Origin of the sequence: Pseudomonas sp. B21-017, assembly GCF_024749245.1 — a bacterium.
Taxonomy (GTDB): domain Bacteria; phylum Pseudomonadota; class Gammaproteobacteria; order Pseudomonadales; family Pseudomonadaceae; genus Aquipseudomonas.
Window position 1 is genome coordinate 4727478 of record NZ_CP087194.1, and the last position, 13180, is coordinate 4740657.

The window sequence follows — 13180 nt, forward strand, 5'->3', positions numbered from 1 at the left end:
TAAAATCTTCGATGAGGCCAGTGCAGCCACCTCAAAACCCGCAGAGTTCACGCAACAGCGAGGTATCCAGATGCTTCTCCACCAGATCCGCCAACCGCTCGATATCGCGCTCGCGCAACCCGTGGTAATCCACCTCCTGCACCTCCTGCAAACCAGCCCAACGCAACAGTGCACTGCACGCCGCCGGTGATTCGAACAGGCCATGCAGGTACGTACCGAAAATCTGCCCATCGGCACTTTGCGCACCATCGCTGCGACCATCGTCCAGCTGCACGGCGGCGTTTTCCAGCGCCGGCCCGGTGGTCACGCCGGCATGAATTTCATAGCCGCTGACCTGCGCATCTTCCAGCGCCAGACGCCCACGTACGTTGCGCAACTGCTTCTCTTCTTCGAGCTGCGTTTCGAACGCCAGCAAACCCAAACCGGCACTGGAACCCGGCGCGCCTTCGAGGCCCAGCGGGTCATGCACCTGCTCACCGAGCATTTGCAGGCCGCCGCAGATTCCCAGCACTTTGCCGCCGTAGCGCAAGTGCCGCGCGATCGCCGAGTCCCAGCCGTTGCTCCGCAGGTACGCGAGGTCGCTGCGTACGCTTTTCGAACCCGGGAGAATCATCAGGTCGGCCGGTGGAATCGCCTGGCCAGGGCCGATGAATTGCAGGTCCACTTGCGGATGCAGGCGCAGTGGATCGAAATCGGTGTGGTTGCTGATGCGCGGCAGTACCGGCACCACCACGTTGAGCACTTGATCGGCCTTGTCGGCCTGACGCTGATCGAGGCCGTCCTCGGCCTCAAGATGCAGGTCCATCACATAAGGCAACACGCCGATCACCGGTTTGCCGGTGCGCGCTTCCAGCCAGTCCAGCCCCGGTTGCAGCAAGGCGATATCGCCGCGAAAACGGTTGATGATGAAGCCTTTGACCCGCGCCTGTTCGCTCGGCGACAGCAGCTCCAGCGTACCGACCAAATGCGCGAAAACTCCGCCGCGATTGATGTCGGCAATCAGCACCACCGGGCAGTCCACCGCCTCGGCAAACCCCATGTTGGCGATGTCGCCGGCGCGCAGGTTGATCTCGGCCGGCGAGCCCGCCCCTTCAACCATCACCAGCGGATACGCCGCGCTCAGCCGTTCATGGGAGGCCAGCACCGCCTGCATGGCGATGGCTTTGTAGTCGTGATAGGCGACCGCATTCATGGTGGTGACGGCGCGGCCATGGATGATCACTTGGGCGCCGGTATCACTGTTGGGTTTAAGCAGCACCGGGTTCATGTCGGTGTGCGGTTCAAGGTTTGAAGCCTGGGCCTGCACCGCCTGAGCGCGACCGATCTCGCCACCGTCGGCGGTCACCGCACTGTTGAGGGCCATGTTCTGCGGCTTGAACGGCACCACGCTCATGCCTTGGCGCGTGACCCAGCGACACAGTGCCGTCACCAGTGTGCTTTTACCGGCGTCGGATGTGGTGCCTTGCACCATCAACGTTGTCATGGGTTTTCCTTGGCATGGATTTGCAGGGCTTGTTCGAGGCGCGACCAGTCCGCTTCATCCGCAGGTAAACCAAAACGCAGGCTGCTGTTGTGGGTGAACAACCGCAGCAGAATGCCACGCCGGGCCATGAATTCATGCAGCGCTTGGGCGCGCTCGGTGATCAGCCACTGGAACAACGCGCAACCGCCCTGAGGTTTGAAACCATACTGCTCAAGCAGCAACGCCAGACGCTCGCCAGCTTCGTCAGTGCGAATGCGCTGTCGGGTGTGCCCGTCCGTATCCGTCAGGCACGCCTGGCCCAGGACGCGGGTCGGCCCACTGACCGCCCAAGGCCCGACCTGCTCGGCCAACAGTTTGAGCAACTTGCGCTCGGCCAGCACAAACCCTAGCCGCACACCGGCCAGGCCGAAAAACTTGCCGAAGGAACGCAGCACGATCAAGCCGATCTGGTTGGTGAACGGCGCCAGACTCAAATGCGGTGTGTTGTCCATGAACGCCTCGTCCACCACCAACCAGCCACCGCGCTGGGCCAGCCGCGCATGCCAATCCAGCAGGCGGGCCGGGGTCAGGCTCAGACCCGTGGGATTGTTCGGATTGACCACCACCAGCACGTCCAGGTTGTCGAGAAAGAAATCGACTTCCGACTCCAGGACTTCACGCACGACATAACCGTTGCGACGCCAGGCTTCGGCGTGCTCGGCGTAACACGGCGACAGCACACCGACCTTGCCGGCCCTGCGCAAACGCGGCAGCAACTGAATCGCCATTTGCGAACCGGCCACGGGCAACACCTGGGCCGCACCGTAATAGTCGCAGGCGGCTTGCTCCAGACCGTCATCGGTTTCCGGCAAACGTGCCCAGGCCCGCAGCGGGATATCCGGAACCGGGAATGGCCAGGGCGCAAGACCACTGGACAGGTCGAGCCAATCGGCTTCGGCGATACCGTATTCAAGTGCTGCCTTGCGCAACCGGCCACCGTGTTCAAGCATAGAATTCAGCCCCCACGCAGAGAATCAGCAGCCATAACCATACCCCGCGCTGGACCAATTGCCAGCCACGGTCGATGGAATCGGCATCCGCCGGCACGCCTTCGCCCAACTGCGGACGCTGATGCAGTTCGCCGTGATAAATCGCCGCCCCGCCCAACTCGACACCCAACGCACCGGCACCAGCCGCCATAACCGGCCCGGCATTCGGGCTGTCCCAGGTCGGCCCCTGGGTGCGCCAGCATTTCAGCGCCAGTCGGGTTTTGCCCAACAGTGCGTAGGTCAACGCCACCAGGCGTGCAGGAATGTAGTTGAGGACATCGTCGATCTTTGCGGCAGCCCAGCCGAAACGCTCGAAGCGTTCGTTGCGATAACCCCACATCGCATCCAGGGTGTTGCTCAGACGATAGAGCACCACACCGGGCGCACCCGCCACGGCAAACCAGAACAGCGCGGCGAACACTGCATCGCTGCCGTTCTCCAACACCGATTCGGTGGCGGCGCGGGCGACTTCGGTTTTGTCCAGTTCGCTGGTCTGACGGCTGACCAGATAACCGACGCGTGTGCGCGCCTCAACCAGATCATCGCTGCGCAGGGCCTTGGCCACCGGCTCGACATGCTCGCCGAGGCTGCGCATGCCAAGCGCGCAATAGAGCGCGAGAATCTCGACGATCCAGCCAACATAAGGTGCCCAGGACAGCGCGGTGACCAGCAAGGTCAGCGGCACGACCGCCATCACCCAGGCCGTCACCCCGTGACTGCGCCAGCCGCGGCCAGCGGAGTTGAAACGTTGTTCGATGCGATCGGCAAAACGACCGAACGCCACCAGCGGATGCCAGCGTTTGGGTTCACCCAGCAGCGCATCCAGCGCGACCGCGGCGACACTCAACAACGCCACACTCATTGACTCACTCCCCAATAATTTTCATACAGCAACTCGTTGAGCGGACGCGCTTGCGCCCAGCCTTCGAGTACCAGCATCGGCGCTGGATAGAATTCCTTGACCGGCCCCAGGCAAAGAACGGCCAAAGGCTTGGCCCCGACCGGTAAACCCAACAGGTTCGCCAAGGCTTGCGGTTCGAACAGCGACACCCAGCCCATGCCCAGGCCTTCGGCGCGGGATGCCAGCCAAAGGTTCTGGATGGCACAGGACAGCGAGGCCATGTCCATTTCCGGCAACGTACGACGGCCGAAGATATGCCGTTCGCGATCGTCCATCAGCGCAGCGACCAGCACTTCGGCGCAGTCTTGGATGCCTTCGACCTTGAGCTTCATGAATTCGTCGGAGCGCTCGCCGAGGGCTTCGGCGGTGCGGACGCGCTCTTCCTCCACCAGTTGCTGGATCTGTCCGCGCAGCGCCCGGTCGCTGATGCGGATGAACCGCCAGGGCTGCATCAGGCCGACGCTCGGCGCCTGGTGCGCGGCTTCGAGCAGGCGCCTCAGTAACTCGGGCTCGACCGTGCCGCCGCTGAAGTGGCGCATGTCACGGCGTTCGCCGATGGCTCGGTAGACCGCATCGCGTTCGGCTTCGGAAAAGGCGTTTTCTGTCATGGCCTGCTCGCGATGACGGCTTCACGATCGGGTGCCAACAACGCAGCAATCGCCGCCGGATTGGACGGAAAATAAAAGTGCACATAAGAGGCCGTCATCCGCCCCTCACGATAAACCGCCTCCGCCCCTCGCCCGCCATTGGGGCTCAGGCCACGCGCAATCGGCTCAAGCTCGGTGCTGGTCAGCGAGTGGTGATAGGTGTGCCCGCGCAGCAAACCTTCGGGCAATTCCACCGCCTGCAAGGCCAACGCCGCCAAACGCTTCTGCATCACCGCATCACCGGTCAGCAAGCCAACCAGTTCAGCGCGAGTACCCTCGACATCGGTCAACGAGTCCAACAGGTACAACATGCCGCCACACTCGGCCAGCAACGGTTTGCCCGCCGAGTGATGCGCGCGGATGGCGGTCAGCATTGGCGTGTTTTGTGACAACGCCACATGGTGCAATTCAGGGTAACCGCCCGGCAGATAAAGGCTGTCTGCCGCCGGCAACTCGCGGTCGCGGATCGGCGAGAAGAAAGACAACTCGGCGCCCATCGCCCGCAGCAGATCCAGGCTCGCGCCGTAGGTAAATGCAAAGGCTTCGTCCCGGGCCACGGCAATCCGCACACCGGCCAGCAATGGTTCGGCGGCGATCACTTCAGGCGCGGCGAATTCCACGGCAGGCGGTAAAGCCACGTCGCAACTGCTGGCCAGCGAGGCGGCGGCTGCATCGAGGCGCAGATCGAGATCATTCAATTCGCTGGCCTGTACCAGGCCGAGGTGCCGACTCGGCAATTCGATGCCGATTTCCCGGGACAGCGCGCCGTACCAGCGCAAGCCTTCTGTCAGACTGCCTTCGAGCAATTGCGCATGACGCAGGGTGCCAACCCGGTTGGCCAACACACCGGCAAACGGCAAATCCGGCTGATAGCGCGCAAGCCCCAGGGCCAGTGCGCCAAAGGTCTGCGCCATCGCGGTGCCGTCAATCACGCCGAGCACCGGCACACCGAAATGCCGCGCCAGGTCGGCACTGGACGGCGTACCGTCGAACAACCCCATGACGCCTTCGATGAGAATCAGGTCAGCTTCGCCAGCGGCTTCCCACAACAGGCGACGACTTTCCTGCTCGCCAACCATCCACATGTCCAGCTGATAGACCGGCGCACCGCTGGCGCGCTCGAGAATCATCGGATCGAGAAAGTCCGGGCCGCATTTAAACACACGCACCTTGCGCCCCTGATTGCGGTGCAAGCGGGCGAGCGCGGCGGTGACGGTGGTCTTGCCCTGACCGGAGGCCGGCGCGGCAATCAGTACCGCCGGGCATTGACGTGGTTGATTCACAACTCGACGCCTTTTTGCGCCTTGATCCCGGCCTGGAAGGCGTGCTTGATCATGCCCATTTCGGTGACGGTGTCAGCCAGTTCGATCATCTCCGGTTTGGCGCCACGGCCAGTGACCACCACATGCTGCATCGGCGGACGGGCCTGCAAGTCGCTGAGCACCTGATCGAGATCGAGGTAACCGTGCTTGAGGGCGATGTTCAATTCATCGAGTACCACCAGGCCAATCGACGGATCGCTCAGCAGTTCGCGGGACACCGCCCACGCAGCTTCGGCGGCGGCGATGTCACGCTGGCGGTCCTGGGTTTCCCAGGTGAAGCCCTCGCCCATCACATGAAAACGCACCTGCTCCGGGAAACGCCGGAAGAACAGCTCCTCGCCGGTGCTGCTGCGCCCCTTGATGAACTGCACCACACCGCATTGCATGCCGTGGCCCATGGAGCGCGCAAGCATGCCGAACGCCGAACTGCTTTTGCCTTTACCGTTGCCGCTCAGCACCAGCAGCAGGCCGCATTCATTCGGCGAATTGGCGATGCGTTCGTCGATCACGGCTTTTTTGCGCAGCATGCGCGCCAGATGGCGTTCGTCACGATCGGGGGTATCAGTCATGGGGGAGCTCTCCGTTGAGGCTGGATAACGGCGGGCAGGCACAAGAATAGACGGCAAGAAGCCTGGCATCGCCCACCGTGATGCCGCTGAATGGATCAGGCCGGTCTCCGGGCTCATGAGCGGCCTCAAGGCCAACTGCGCGCCTTCCCATGTCGACAGTCGACACAGTGGCTCAAGGCACAGTCTTCACTCATTTACCGTTGCGGGGGCAGCGCCGGGATCGTGATCATTCTTCGCTGGAAGAAATCCACTCACCGGCTTCCCTGTTTCACTCTGTCGACCAAGGCCACAGAGCACCTGAAACAAGCCGCGAAGGTTAGAGGGTTGGGGGTGGAGCGTCAATTAAAGACGGGACGCCTTCCGGCGAATAACTGCCGCCGATCAATTATCTGACGCCAATCTTGTGCCACACTGCCAGCAGTGATATCAAAGAGCCACAACCTCATAACACAATAACAAGGGTGAGCCACATGCAAGGCATGATCATCAGCAATCCGAAGCTGGAATTCCTGCGCCCGGTGCTGGAACGCTGGTTTGACTGTATCGACCGCTACAACGCCGTGCGCGGCGATAACGATACGCCTTACTGGTACGACGAAAACGCCAACCTCGGCCTGCTCTCTGCCGCAGCCTGGATGGCGGAAATGGTCACGCTGCAGCAAACACCGTCGCGCAAACAGACCGAAGAAGGCGAACGCAACGCCCGCGCCGATCTGTTTATCGCCACCAGCGAAGAACGCGCGTACCTGCAGGCCACCCAGCGCTGGCCGCGGGTCAACAACCTGAACCTGACCCAGGCACTGGCGGACATCACCAGCGACGCGAAGCGCATCAGCTACGCCAGCGACCTGAAACTCGGCTGCCTGTTTGTCGCCCCACAAAAAGCCCAGCACAGCGCCACCCCGGAAGAACTCCAGGACATGCTCGACGACCTGCAAAAGGAACACACCTGCGCCGTGGCCTGGTATTTCCCTTACGCCTACCGCAAGTTGCGCAATGAAGCCGGCAACTACCATCCGGGGATCGCCGTGCTGTTCAAGGAGGCCCGCGGCTGACCGGTTGAACCATCACGCAGCTACGCTTCTCTATGATTACGTCAATGCATTCATAGGGAAGATCAGTAATGCGCAAACCCCAGCTCGTGTTCATCATCGCGCTCGCCGGAGGGCTCGCCGCCTGTGGTGAAACCTCCAGCCTGCAAGTCTCGGACGGCACCGGACCGTCGCCCAAGCTGCCGGAACCGAACAAAACCCTGATCCCGACGGTGAACATCGCCCCGGCGATCGGCTGGCCTCAGGGTAAAAAACCCGTCGCCGCCGCAGGCACTCAAGTAGCAGCGTTTGCCGAAAACCTCGAACACCCGCGCTGGCTCTACGTGCTGCCCAACGGCGACGTACTGGTGGCCGAAACCAACGCGCCGTCCAAATCCGATGACAGCAATGGCATTCGCGGCTGGATCATGGGCAAAGTCATGGGCCGCGCCGGGGCTGGCGTCCCCAGCCCGAACCGCATCACTCTGCTGCGGGACAAGGACCACGACGGCGTCGCCGAAACCCGCACGGTGTTCCTGGAAAACCTCAACTCGCCTTTCGGCATGACCCTGGTTGGCAAAGACCTGTATGTCGCCGACACCGACCGCTTGCTGCGTTTTCACTATGAAAACGGCGAGACAGCGATCAAGTCACAGCCAATCAAAGTGGTCGATTTGCCGGGCGGCACGCGAAATCACCACTGGACCAAAAACGTCATCGCCAGCAAGGACGGCAGCAAGCTGTACGTCACCGTGGGCTCGAACAGTAACGTTGGTGAAAACGGCATGGATCAGGAGGAAGGTCGCGCGGCGATCTGGGAAGTCGATCGCGCCACCGGCAACCATCGAATCTTCGCCTCGGGGATTCGCAACCCGAACGGCCTGGCCTGGGAGCCACAAAGCGGCGCACTGTGGACCGCAGTCAACGAGCGTGACGAAATCGGCAGCGACCTGGTGCCGGACTACATCACTTCAGTGAAGGACGGCGGGTTCTATGGCTGGCCTTACAGCTATTACGGGCAACATGTCGATGTTCGCGTCGAGCCACAAAACCCTGATCTGGTCGCCAAGGCCATTGCACCGGACTACGCAGTGGGGCCCCATACCGCGTCGCTGGGCCTGACGTTCGCCGAAGGCAGCAAGTTGCCCGCGCCGTTCACCCAAGGCGCCTTCATCGGCCAGCATGGCTCGTGGAACCGTAAACCGCACAGCGGCTACAAAGTAATTTTCGTGCCGTTCAGCGCCGGCAAACCGAGCGGACAGCCGCTGGATGTGCTTACCGGCTTCCTCAACGACGAGGGAAAAGCCATGGGGCGGCCGGTGGGCGTGGTGATCGATCAGCAGGGCGGCTTGTTGGTGGCGGATGATGTGGGGAACAAGGTGTGGCGCGTCAGCGCAGACAAATAATGCGATTACTGCACGACAACCCTGTGCGAGCGGTCATGACAACCTCCGCTATGGATTATGTGCCAAGTGCTCGGGCTGCAGGACGCGCTTGGCGCTCAGGTAGGCTTTCTGCCAGTAAGCCTTGGACAAGCTGTCCAGCTTGACCGTGCCGCCCGTGGCTGGAGCATGGACGAAGCGCCCTTCGCCGACATAGATCCCGGCATGGCTGACCTGGGAGCCACCATTGGTGGCAAAGAAAATCAGGTCGCCGGTTTGCAGGCCTTCCTTGCCGACGTTGGGAGCCTGCATGCCAATCATCTCGCGCGTGGACCGCGGTAAGGAAATGCCTGCGACATCGCGATAGACGTAACCGATCAAACCGCTGCAATCGAACCCGGAATCCGGCGTGTTGCCGCCCCAACGGTAAGGCGTCCCCACCAGACCGAGCGCGCGAAACAGTACGTCTTCTGCCGCAGGGGAAAAGGCTTGGGGAGAACCGAAAACAATCGGTGCGCGAACCACCGGCGCAGGTGGCGGTGTGCGGCTGGCGCAGGCGCTGAGCAGCGCTGCGAAGAACATGAGTGCGAGGCGGGCCGACATCGTCATAAACAGAACATCCTGATCTGGCTGCGGCTTTTTTTCCGCCACAAAGACAGAAAAGAAAACCGCCTGCGCAGAACGCAGGCGGTTTGCCATCAATAATAGATCAGGATTCTAGCGGCTACGCGGCAAACTTCAAGTAAGACTTTAAGTTCGCCTTGTAAACTGTCCGCTTATTTGCGCGCAGTGACGATAGGCGCTGCAGCCGGTGCCATTGCGAGCGCACGCTTGGCTTCGATGAAGGTCTTGCTCCAGTAGCTGTCGCCCAGGCTATCGACCCGGACACCACCGCTTTTGCGGCTGCTGGAGTGGATGAACTGGTTGTCACCCACGTAGATCCCGGCGTGACTGACACGACCGCGACGGCCATTGGTGGCGAAGAACAGCAGGTCACCCGGCTTAAGGGCGCTGCGAGCCACCAGCGGAGCGTCAACGTTGATCATTTCGCGAGTGGAGCGCGGCAGGTTCATGCCAGCCTCTTCACGAAACAGATAACCGATGAAGCCGCTGCAGTCGAAGCCTGCCTCGGAGGTGCCGCCGAAACGGTAACGGGTACCGATCAGGGACATGCCACGTTCGAGGATGCTGTCAGCCAGAACCGGAAGCTGGTACGACTTGCCGCCGGCGAAGTCTGCCAGTTCTTTATTGGTGGCTAGCTCTTCCTGGAAAAGAACGGAAGAAGACTGCGCGGTAACTGAATTTGAAACCTGATGCTGTGGCTCTTGCTGGGACACTGGAGAGTGAGCAGCGCAACCGAACAACAGGGTGACGAGTGCGAGAGGCACGAGGGGTGCGAAGCGATTTAGCATGGGCACGACCGTGGCTGATAGTTGTAAAGAAGCCGAGACTATGCCCGCTATCGATCTCATTTGCAAATTCAATCGATCTTTATGTGACTTATCGGTTTCTCGTTTCCATCTAAGCGCTTAAGCCCATTTTAAACCTTTGCGCAGCCTGCCCCCCTGCAGGAAAGCGGAATTGTTGACGCCTGGAATATGCCGGAGCCCGCGAAAAACCTGGCCTTTACCAGCCCAACGTCTCTTTCAGGAACGGGATTGTCAGCTTGCGCTGAGCTTGAAGGGAGGCCTGATCGAGGCGCTCAAGCAGCTCGAAAAGCGCACTCATGCTGCGAGTACCGCGAGTCAAAATAAAATGACCGACTTCGTCAGTCAGGTGCAGGCCACGACGGGAGGCGCGCAACTGCAAGGCACGCAACTTGTCTTCGTCAGAGAGCGGACGCATCTGGAAGATGAGCGCCAGTGTCAGCCGAGACTTGAGGTCCGCCAGCTTCACCGGTAGTTCGCGCGGGGACGTCGAGGCGGCGATCAGCAGACGCCGACCGCTGTCACGCAGACGATTGAACAGATGGAACAACGCCTCTTCCCAATCCGCCTTGCCGGCGACCGCCTGCAAATCGTCCAGGCAAACCAGTTCGTATTGTTCGAGGTTGTCGAGGATTTCGATGCCGCGGTCCATCAACTCGGCCAGCGGCAGATACACCGCCGGTTCACCCATCTGCTCGAAACGCAGGCAAGCCGCCTGCAACAAATGCGTGCGCCCTACCCCGTGCTTGCCCCAGAGGTAAATCAGGCTTTCCGTCCAGCCGGCGTCGGCTTCGCACAGCCGCTCGACATAGCCGAGTGCAGCGGCATTGGCGCCTGGGTAGTAATTGATAAAGGTGGCGTCATCACGCAGACGCACACCTAGGGGCAGCTGAATCGGTTTCATGCTGACTGAACAGTTCCAAAGGAACCGTTAGTGGCCTCTGTGTAAAGTTTGCGAAGTTTATACCCGTGAAGCTGACGGCACAATGCGACAGACCACAAGCAAAATCAAAGGTTTGCGTTAACGTGCTGGTTTTATGACAGTTTCTTTGGCGGTGCATGTGACAGCCGCGCGAGGGATACGGGCAAACCCGGCGTGAAACCAGGCTGCCCGCGACGAGCGATCTCGAAGCCTTACTTCTCAGACTCGTCGACACCGCCGTAGATATCCGAATCTTTATACAAATCATGCACATGGCGCACCAGAACCATGATCACCGCCGCCACCGGCAATGCCAGCAGCACACCGGTAAAACCGAACAGCTCGCCGCCGGCCAGAATCGCAAAGATCACCGCCACCGGGTGCAGGCCGATCCGGTCACCCACCAGCAACGGCGTCAGAACCATGCCTTCCAGCGCCTGGCCGACCATGAACACCGCGACGATACCGATCATGGGATACAGATCGCCACCGAACTGGAACAGACCGGCAATCAACGCCGCGCCAATCCCGATGACAAACCCCATGTACGGCACGATCGCCGCCAGACCGGCAATCAGACCGATCAACAACCCCAACTCCAGCCCGACGATCATCAAGCCAGCGGCGTAGATCACACCCAGCGCCAGCATCACCAGCAACTGTCCGCGCACGAACGCCCCAAGCACTTCATGGCATTCCCCAGCCAGGGTCATGACACGCTCTTCACGATCACGCGGCAGCAAGCTGCGGATCTTGGCCATCATCAGGTCCCAGTCGCGCAGCAGATAAAAACTCACCACCGGGATCAGCACCAGATTGGCCAGCCAGCCGATCAGCGCAAGGCCTGAAGCCGTCGCCTGACTCAGCACCACGCCGACAATGTCGGTGGTCTGGCCCATGTGCTCGCTGATCGCCGCCTTGAGCTTGTCGAACTTCCAGAAGCCCTCCGACAAACCCAACTTCGATTGCGCCCACGGCAACGCGGTGTGCTGCAACCAGTCGAGCATCTGCGGCGCCAGTTCATACAAGCGAAACAGCTGCTTGGCGAGCATCGGCACCAACACCAACAATAGCGTGGTGAGGACCATCGTGAACAACGCGAACACCGCCACCACGCCCCATGTCCGGGACAAGCCGAGCTTCTCCAGCCGATCCACCAGCGGGTCGAACAGATAGGCCAGCAACAGCGCCACCAGGAACGGCGTCAGGATCGGATGCAACAGGTAAACAAACGCGCAAAGCAGGGCCACCCCACCGAGCCAGAACCAACGCCGCGTATCGGCCATGTACCACTCCTGCTTCTATATAAAGAAAAAACTCACCAACGGAAATGCAACTGCGGCGTCGGGGCAGGCGCTGGCGCTGCGGCCGGCGCAGAACCCACAGTCACCGGCTGAACAGGTGCCGGCACCTGACTGGCCGGAACCTCCTGCAATTGCGCCAGGGACAACTGAGCTCGCAGCTGATCGGCGCTGCCGTTGACGCGATAAAGCACGCGGTCGCCATCGACACTTTGCAGACGCGCGCCAAAAGGCTCCAACAAACGCCCAAGCGTCGCATAACGCTCCAGATTCATGCCCTGCACTTCCAACAACTGCTCGCCCGACATACCTGGCTTGGCAACGAAACGCGACGCCAGACGCTCGCTGACCGCCAGCATCACCGCATCGGCCACGGCGGCGGTATCGGCGCCCTGCACGCTGCCGGCCTCTTTCTGATCGCCCAGCCACAGTCGCCACTTGGCTTGCCATTGCCCCCCTTCTTCACGGGCATGCACCGCCAGCAAGGCATCGGCATTGTAACGATCGGAGGCACTGCGCAGTGGCGCAGGGTCGGCACCTTCCAGATTCGGTGCCGTGGCGACGATCTGTTCATTCAGGTCAGCCAGCGGCAAACGCAGCGGCAGGCCTCGGTGCTGAGCCGCCCGACGCAAGGGCGCAGCACTGGCCTGACCATCGCCGACCAGGCTCGAACCTTCGGTGGAATCGTTCAACCACCAGCCGAGGATCGACGGCCTATTGGCCCCCCACACGGCCAGCCCGGCACGACGCAAGGCCTGCTCGGTGGTGGCCGGATCGAAATCGACTTTCAGCACTTGCGGTGGCCCGGCGTCGTAGCCGAACTGACTGATGATCTGCTGAGGGTCTTTGCGCACGGCCGCAAGGCCAGGGCTTTGCGCCGCCTTGGGATCGCCGGTCAAGCGCAACACCAGCGTTTCCAGCGCCTGCTGAGTCGCCTGGTCGCGCTCCTCCGGTGTCTGGCCGCTGACCGGTTGGCGCACTTGATAGAGGCCTTTGACGGTTTCGGCATGGCTGGCCAGGCTGACCACGGATAAACAGCCCACGAACAAGAATTTAAGAAAACGCATGGAAGATTCCTGACGACAAGAGCGGCTGGAACAGACCGCATGAAGACGATTGAGCCAGGGCTGTGACCGCAGGCCCAAGCAAAACATTCACACGATCGCG

The 13180-nt window shown here is 61.3% G+C and carries 13 protein-coding genes and 1 riboswitch; of the genes, 2 read left to right on the forward strand and 11 right to left on the reverse strand.

The window, feature by feature from the left end:
* Positions 1-31: 31 nt before the first annotated feature.
* The 6 genes from LOY28_RS21255 to cobO are packed head-to-tail and all read right to left on the reverse strand — an operon-like array spanning position 32 to position 5950.
* On the reverse strand, positions 32-1483 hold the full coding sequence (locus LOY28_RS21255) for a cobyric acid synthase (RefSeq protein WP_258612504.1): 1452 nt from the start codon (positions 1481-1483) through the stop codon (positions 32-34).
* The gene (gene cobD, locus LOY28_RS21260) at positions 1480-2472 is read right to left on the reverse strand and encodes a threonine-phosphate decarboxylase CobD (protein WP_019648164.1); all 993 of its coding nucleotides are present in this window, start codon (positions 2470-2472) and stop codon (positions 1480-1482) included. The genes LOY28_RS21255 and cobD overlap by 4 nt, the downstream gene beginning before the upstream one ends.
* The gene (cbiB, locus tag LOY28_RS21265; protein WP_018925130.1) at positions 2465-3373 is read right to left on the reverse strand and encodes an adenosylcobinamide-phosphate synthase CbiB; all 909 of its coding nucleotides are present in this window, start codon (positions 3371-3373) and stop codon (positions 2465-2467) included. The genes cobD and cbiB overlap by 8 nt, the downstream gene beginning before the upstream one ends.
* Complete coding sequence (bluB, locus tag LOY28_RS21270; protein ID WP_018925129.1) at positions 3370-4020, reverse strand: 5,6-dimethylbenzimidazole synthase; 651 nt, start codon at positions 4018-4020, stop codon at positions 3370-3372. Before bluB ends, cbiB begins: the two co-directional genes overlap by 4 nt.
* Positions 4017-5342, reverse strand: coding sequence for a cobyrinate a,c-diamide synthase (locus tag LOY28_RS21275; RefSeq protein ID WP_258612505.1), 1326 nt, complete (start codon positions 5340-5342; stop codon positions 4017-4019). The genes bluB and LOY28_RS21275 overlap by 4 nt, the downstream gene beginning before the upstream one ends.
* Positions 5339-5950 carry a cob(I)yrinic acid a,c-diamide adenosyltransferase gene (cobO, locus tag LOY28_RS21280; protein ID WP_007936078.1) on the reverse strand — a complete coding sequence of 204 codons (612 nt, stop codon included), beginning with the start codon at positions 5948-5950 and terminating at the stop codon, positions 5339-5341. Before cobO ends, LOY28_RS21275 begins: the two co-directional genes overlap by 4 nt.
* 80 nt (positions 5951-6030) lie before the next feature.
* Positions 6031-6266: riboswitch (cobalamin riboswitch) on the reverse strand.
* Between the two features lie 154 nt (positions 6267-6420).
* Here cobO and LOY28_RS21285 point away from each other — a divergent pair.
* Entirely contained in the window at positions 6421-7005 is a 585-nt protein-coding gene (locus LOY28_RS21285) for a hypothetical protein (RefSeq protein ID WP_018925127.1), read from the forward strand.
* 68 nt (positions 7006-7073) lie between these two features.
* Positions 7074-8387, forward strand: a complete 1314-nt coding sequence (locus tag LOY28_RS21290; RefSeq protein WP_258612506.1) for a sorbosone dehydrogenase family protein — start codon at positions 7074-7076, stop codon at positions 8385-8387.
* A gap of 48 nt (positions 8388-8435) precedes the next feature.
* Here LOY28_RS21290 and LOY28_RS21295 read toward each other — a convergent pair whose 3' ends face one another.
* From LOY28_RS21295 to LOY28_RS21315, 5 genes are all read right to left on the reverse strand, one after another.
* Positions 8436-8972 carry a C40 family peptidase gene (locus LOY28_RS21295; RefSeq protein ID WP_019579635.1) on the reverse strand — a complete coding sequence of 179 codons (537 nt, stop codon included), beginning with the start codon at positions 8970-8972 and terminating at the stop codon, positions 8436-8438.
* Between the two features lie 167 nt (positions 8973-9139).
* Complete coding sequence (locus LOY28_RS21300; RefSeq protein ID WP_019579634.1) at positions 9140-9775, reverse strand: C40 family peptidase; 636 nt, start codon at positions 9773-9775, stop codon at positions 9140-9142.
* 214 nt (positions 9776-9989) lie between these two features.
* Positions 9990-10694, reverse strand: coding sequence for a DnaA regulatory inactivator Hda (gene hda / locus LOY28_RS21305; RefSeq protein WP_007936072.1), 705 nt, complete (start codon positions 10692-10694; stop codon positions 9990-9992).
* 230 nt (positions 10695-10924) lie between these two features.
* Positions 10925-11998, reverse strand: a complete 1074-nt coding sequence (locus LOY28_RS21310) for an AI-2E family transporter (RefSeq protein WP_018925123.1) — start codon at positions 11996-11998, stop codon at positions 10925-10927.
* A 32-nt stretch (positions 11999-12030) separates the two neighbouring features.
* A complete protein-coding gene (locus LOY28_RS21315) occupies positions 12031-13080 on the reverse strand; it encodes a DUF2066 domain-containing protein (protein WP_064619371.1) in 1050 nt (349 codons plus the stop codon).
* Positions 13081-13180: the final 100 nt, after the last annotated feature.

Coding starts and splice junctions, on each gene's coding strand:
- LOY28_RS21255 (WP_258612504.1), bottom strand. CDS start 1,483: ATGACAACGTTGATGGTGCAAGGCACCACATCCGACGCCGGTAAAAGC.
- cobD (WP_019648164.1), bottom strand. CDS start 2,472: ATGCTTGAACACGGTGGCCGGTTGCGCAAGGCAGCACTTGAATACGGT.
- cbiB (WP_018925130.1), bottom strand. CDS start 3,373: ATGAGTGTGGCGTTGTTGAGTGTCGCCGCGGTCGCGCTGGATGCGCTG.
- bluB (WP_018925129.1), bottom strand. CDS start 4,020: ATGACAGAAAACGCCTTTTCCGAAGCCGAACGCGATGCGGTCTACCGA.
- cobO (WP_007936078.1), bottom strand. CDS start 5,950: ATGACTGATACCCCCGATCGTGACGAACGCCATCTGGCGCGCATGCTG.
- LOY28_RS21285 (WP_018925127.1), top strand. CDS start 6,421: ATGCAAGGCATGATCATCAGCAATCCGAAGCTGGAATTCCTGCGCCCG.
- LOY28_RS21290 (WP_258612506.1), top strand. CDS start 7,074: ATGCGCAAACCCCAGCTCGTGTTCATCATCGCGCTCGCCGGAGGGCTC.
- LOY28_RS21295 (WP_019579635.1), bottom strand. CDS start 8,972: ATGACGATGTCGGCCCGCCTCGCACTCATGTTCTTCGCAGCGCTGCTC.
- LOY28_RS21300 (WP_019579634.1), bottom strand. CDS start 9,775: ATGCTAAATCGCTTCGCACCCCTCGTGCCTCTCGCACTCGTCACCCTG.
- hda (WP_007936072.1), bottom strand. CDS start 10,694: ATGAAACCGATTCAGCTGCCCCTAGGTGTGCGTCTGCGTGATGACGCC.
- LOY28_RS21310 (WP_018925123.1), bottom strand. CDS start 11,998: ATGGCCGATACGCGGCGTTGGTTCTGGCTCGGTGGGGTGGCCCTGCTT.
- LOY28_RS21315 (WP_064619371.1), bottom strand. CDS start 13,080: ATGCGTTTTCTTAAATTCTTGTTCGTGGGCTGTTTATCCGTGGTCAGC.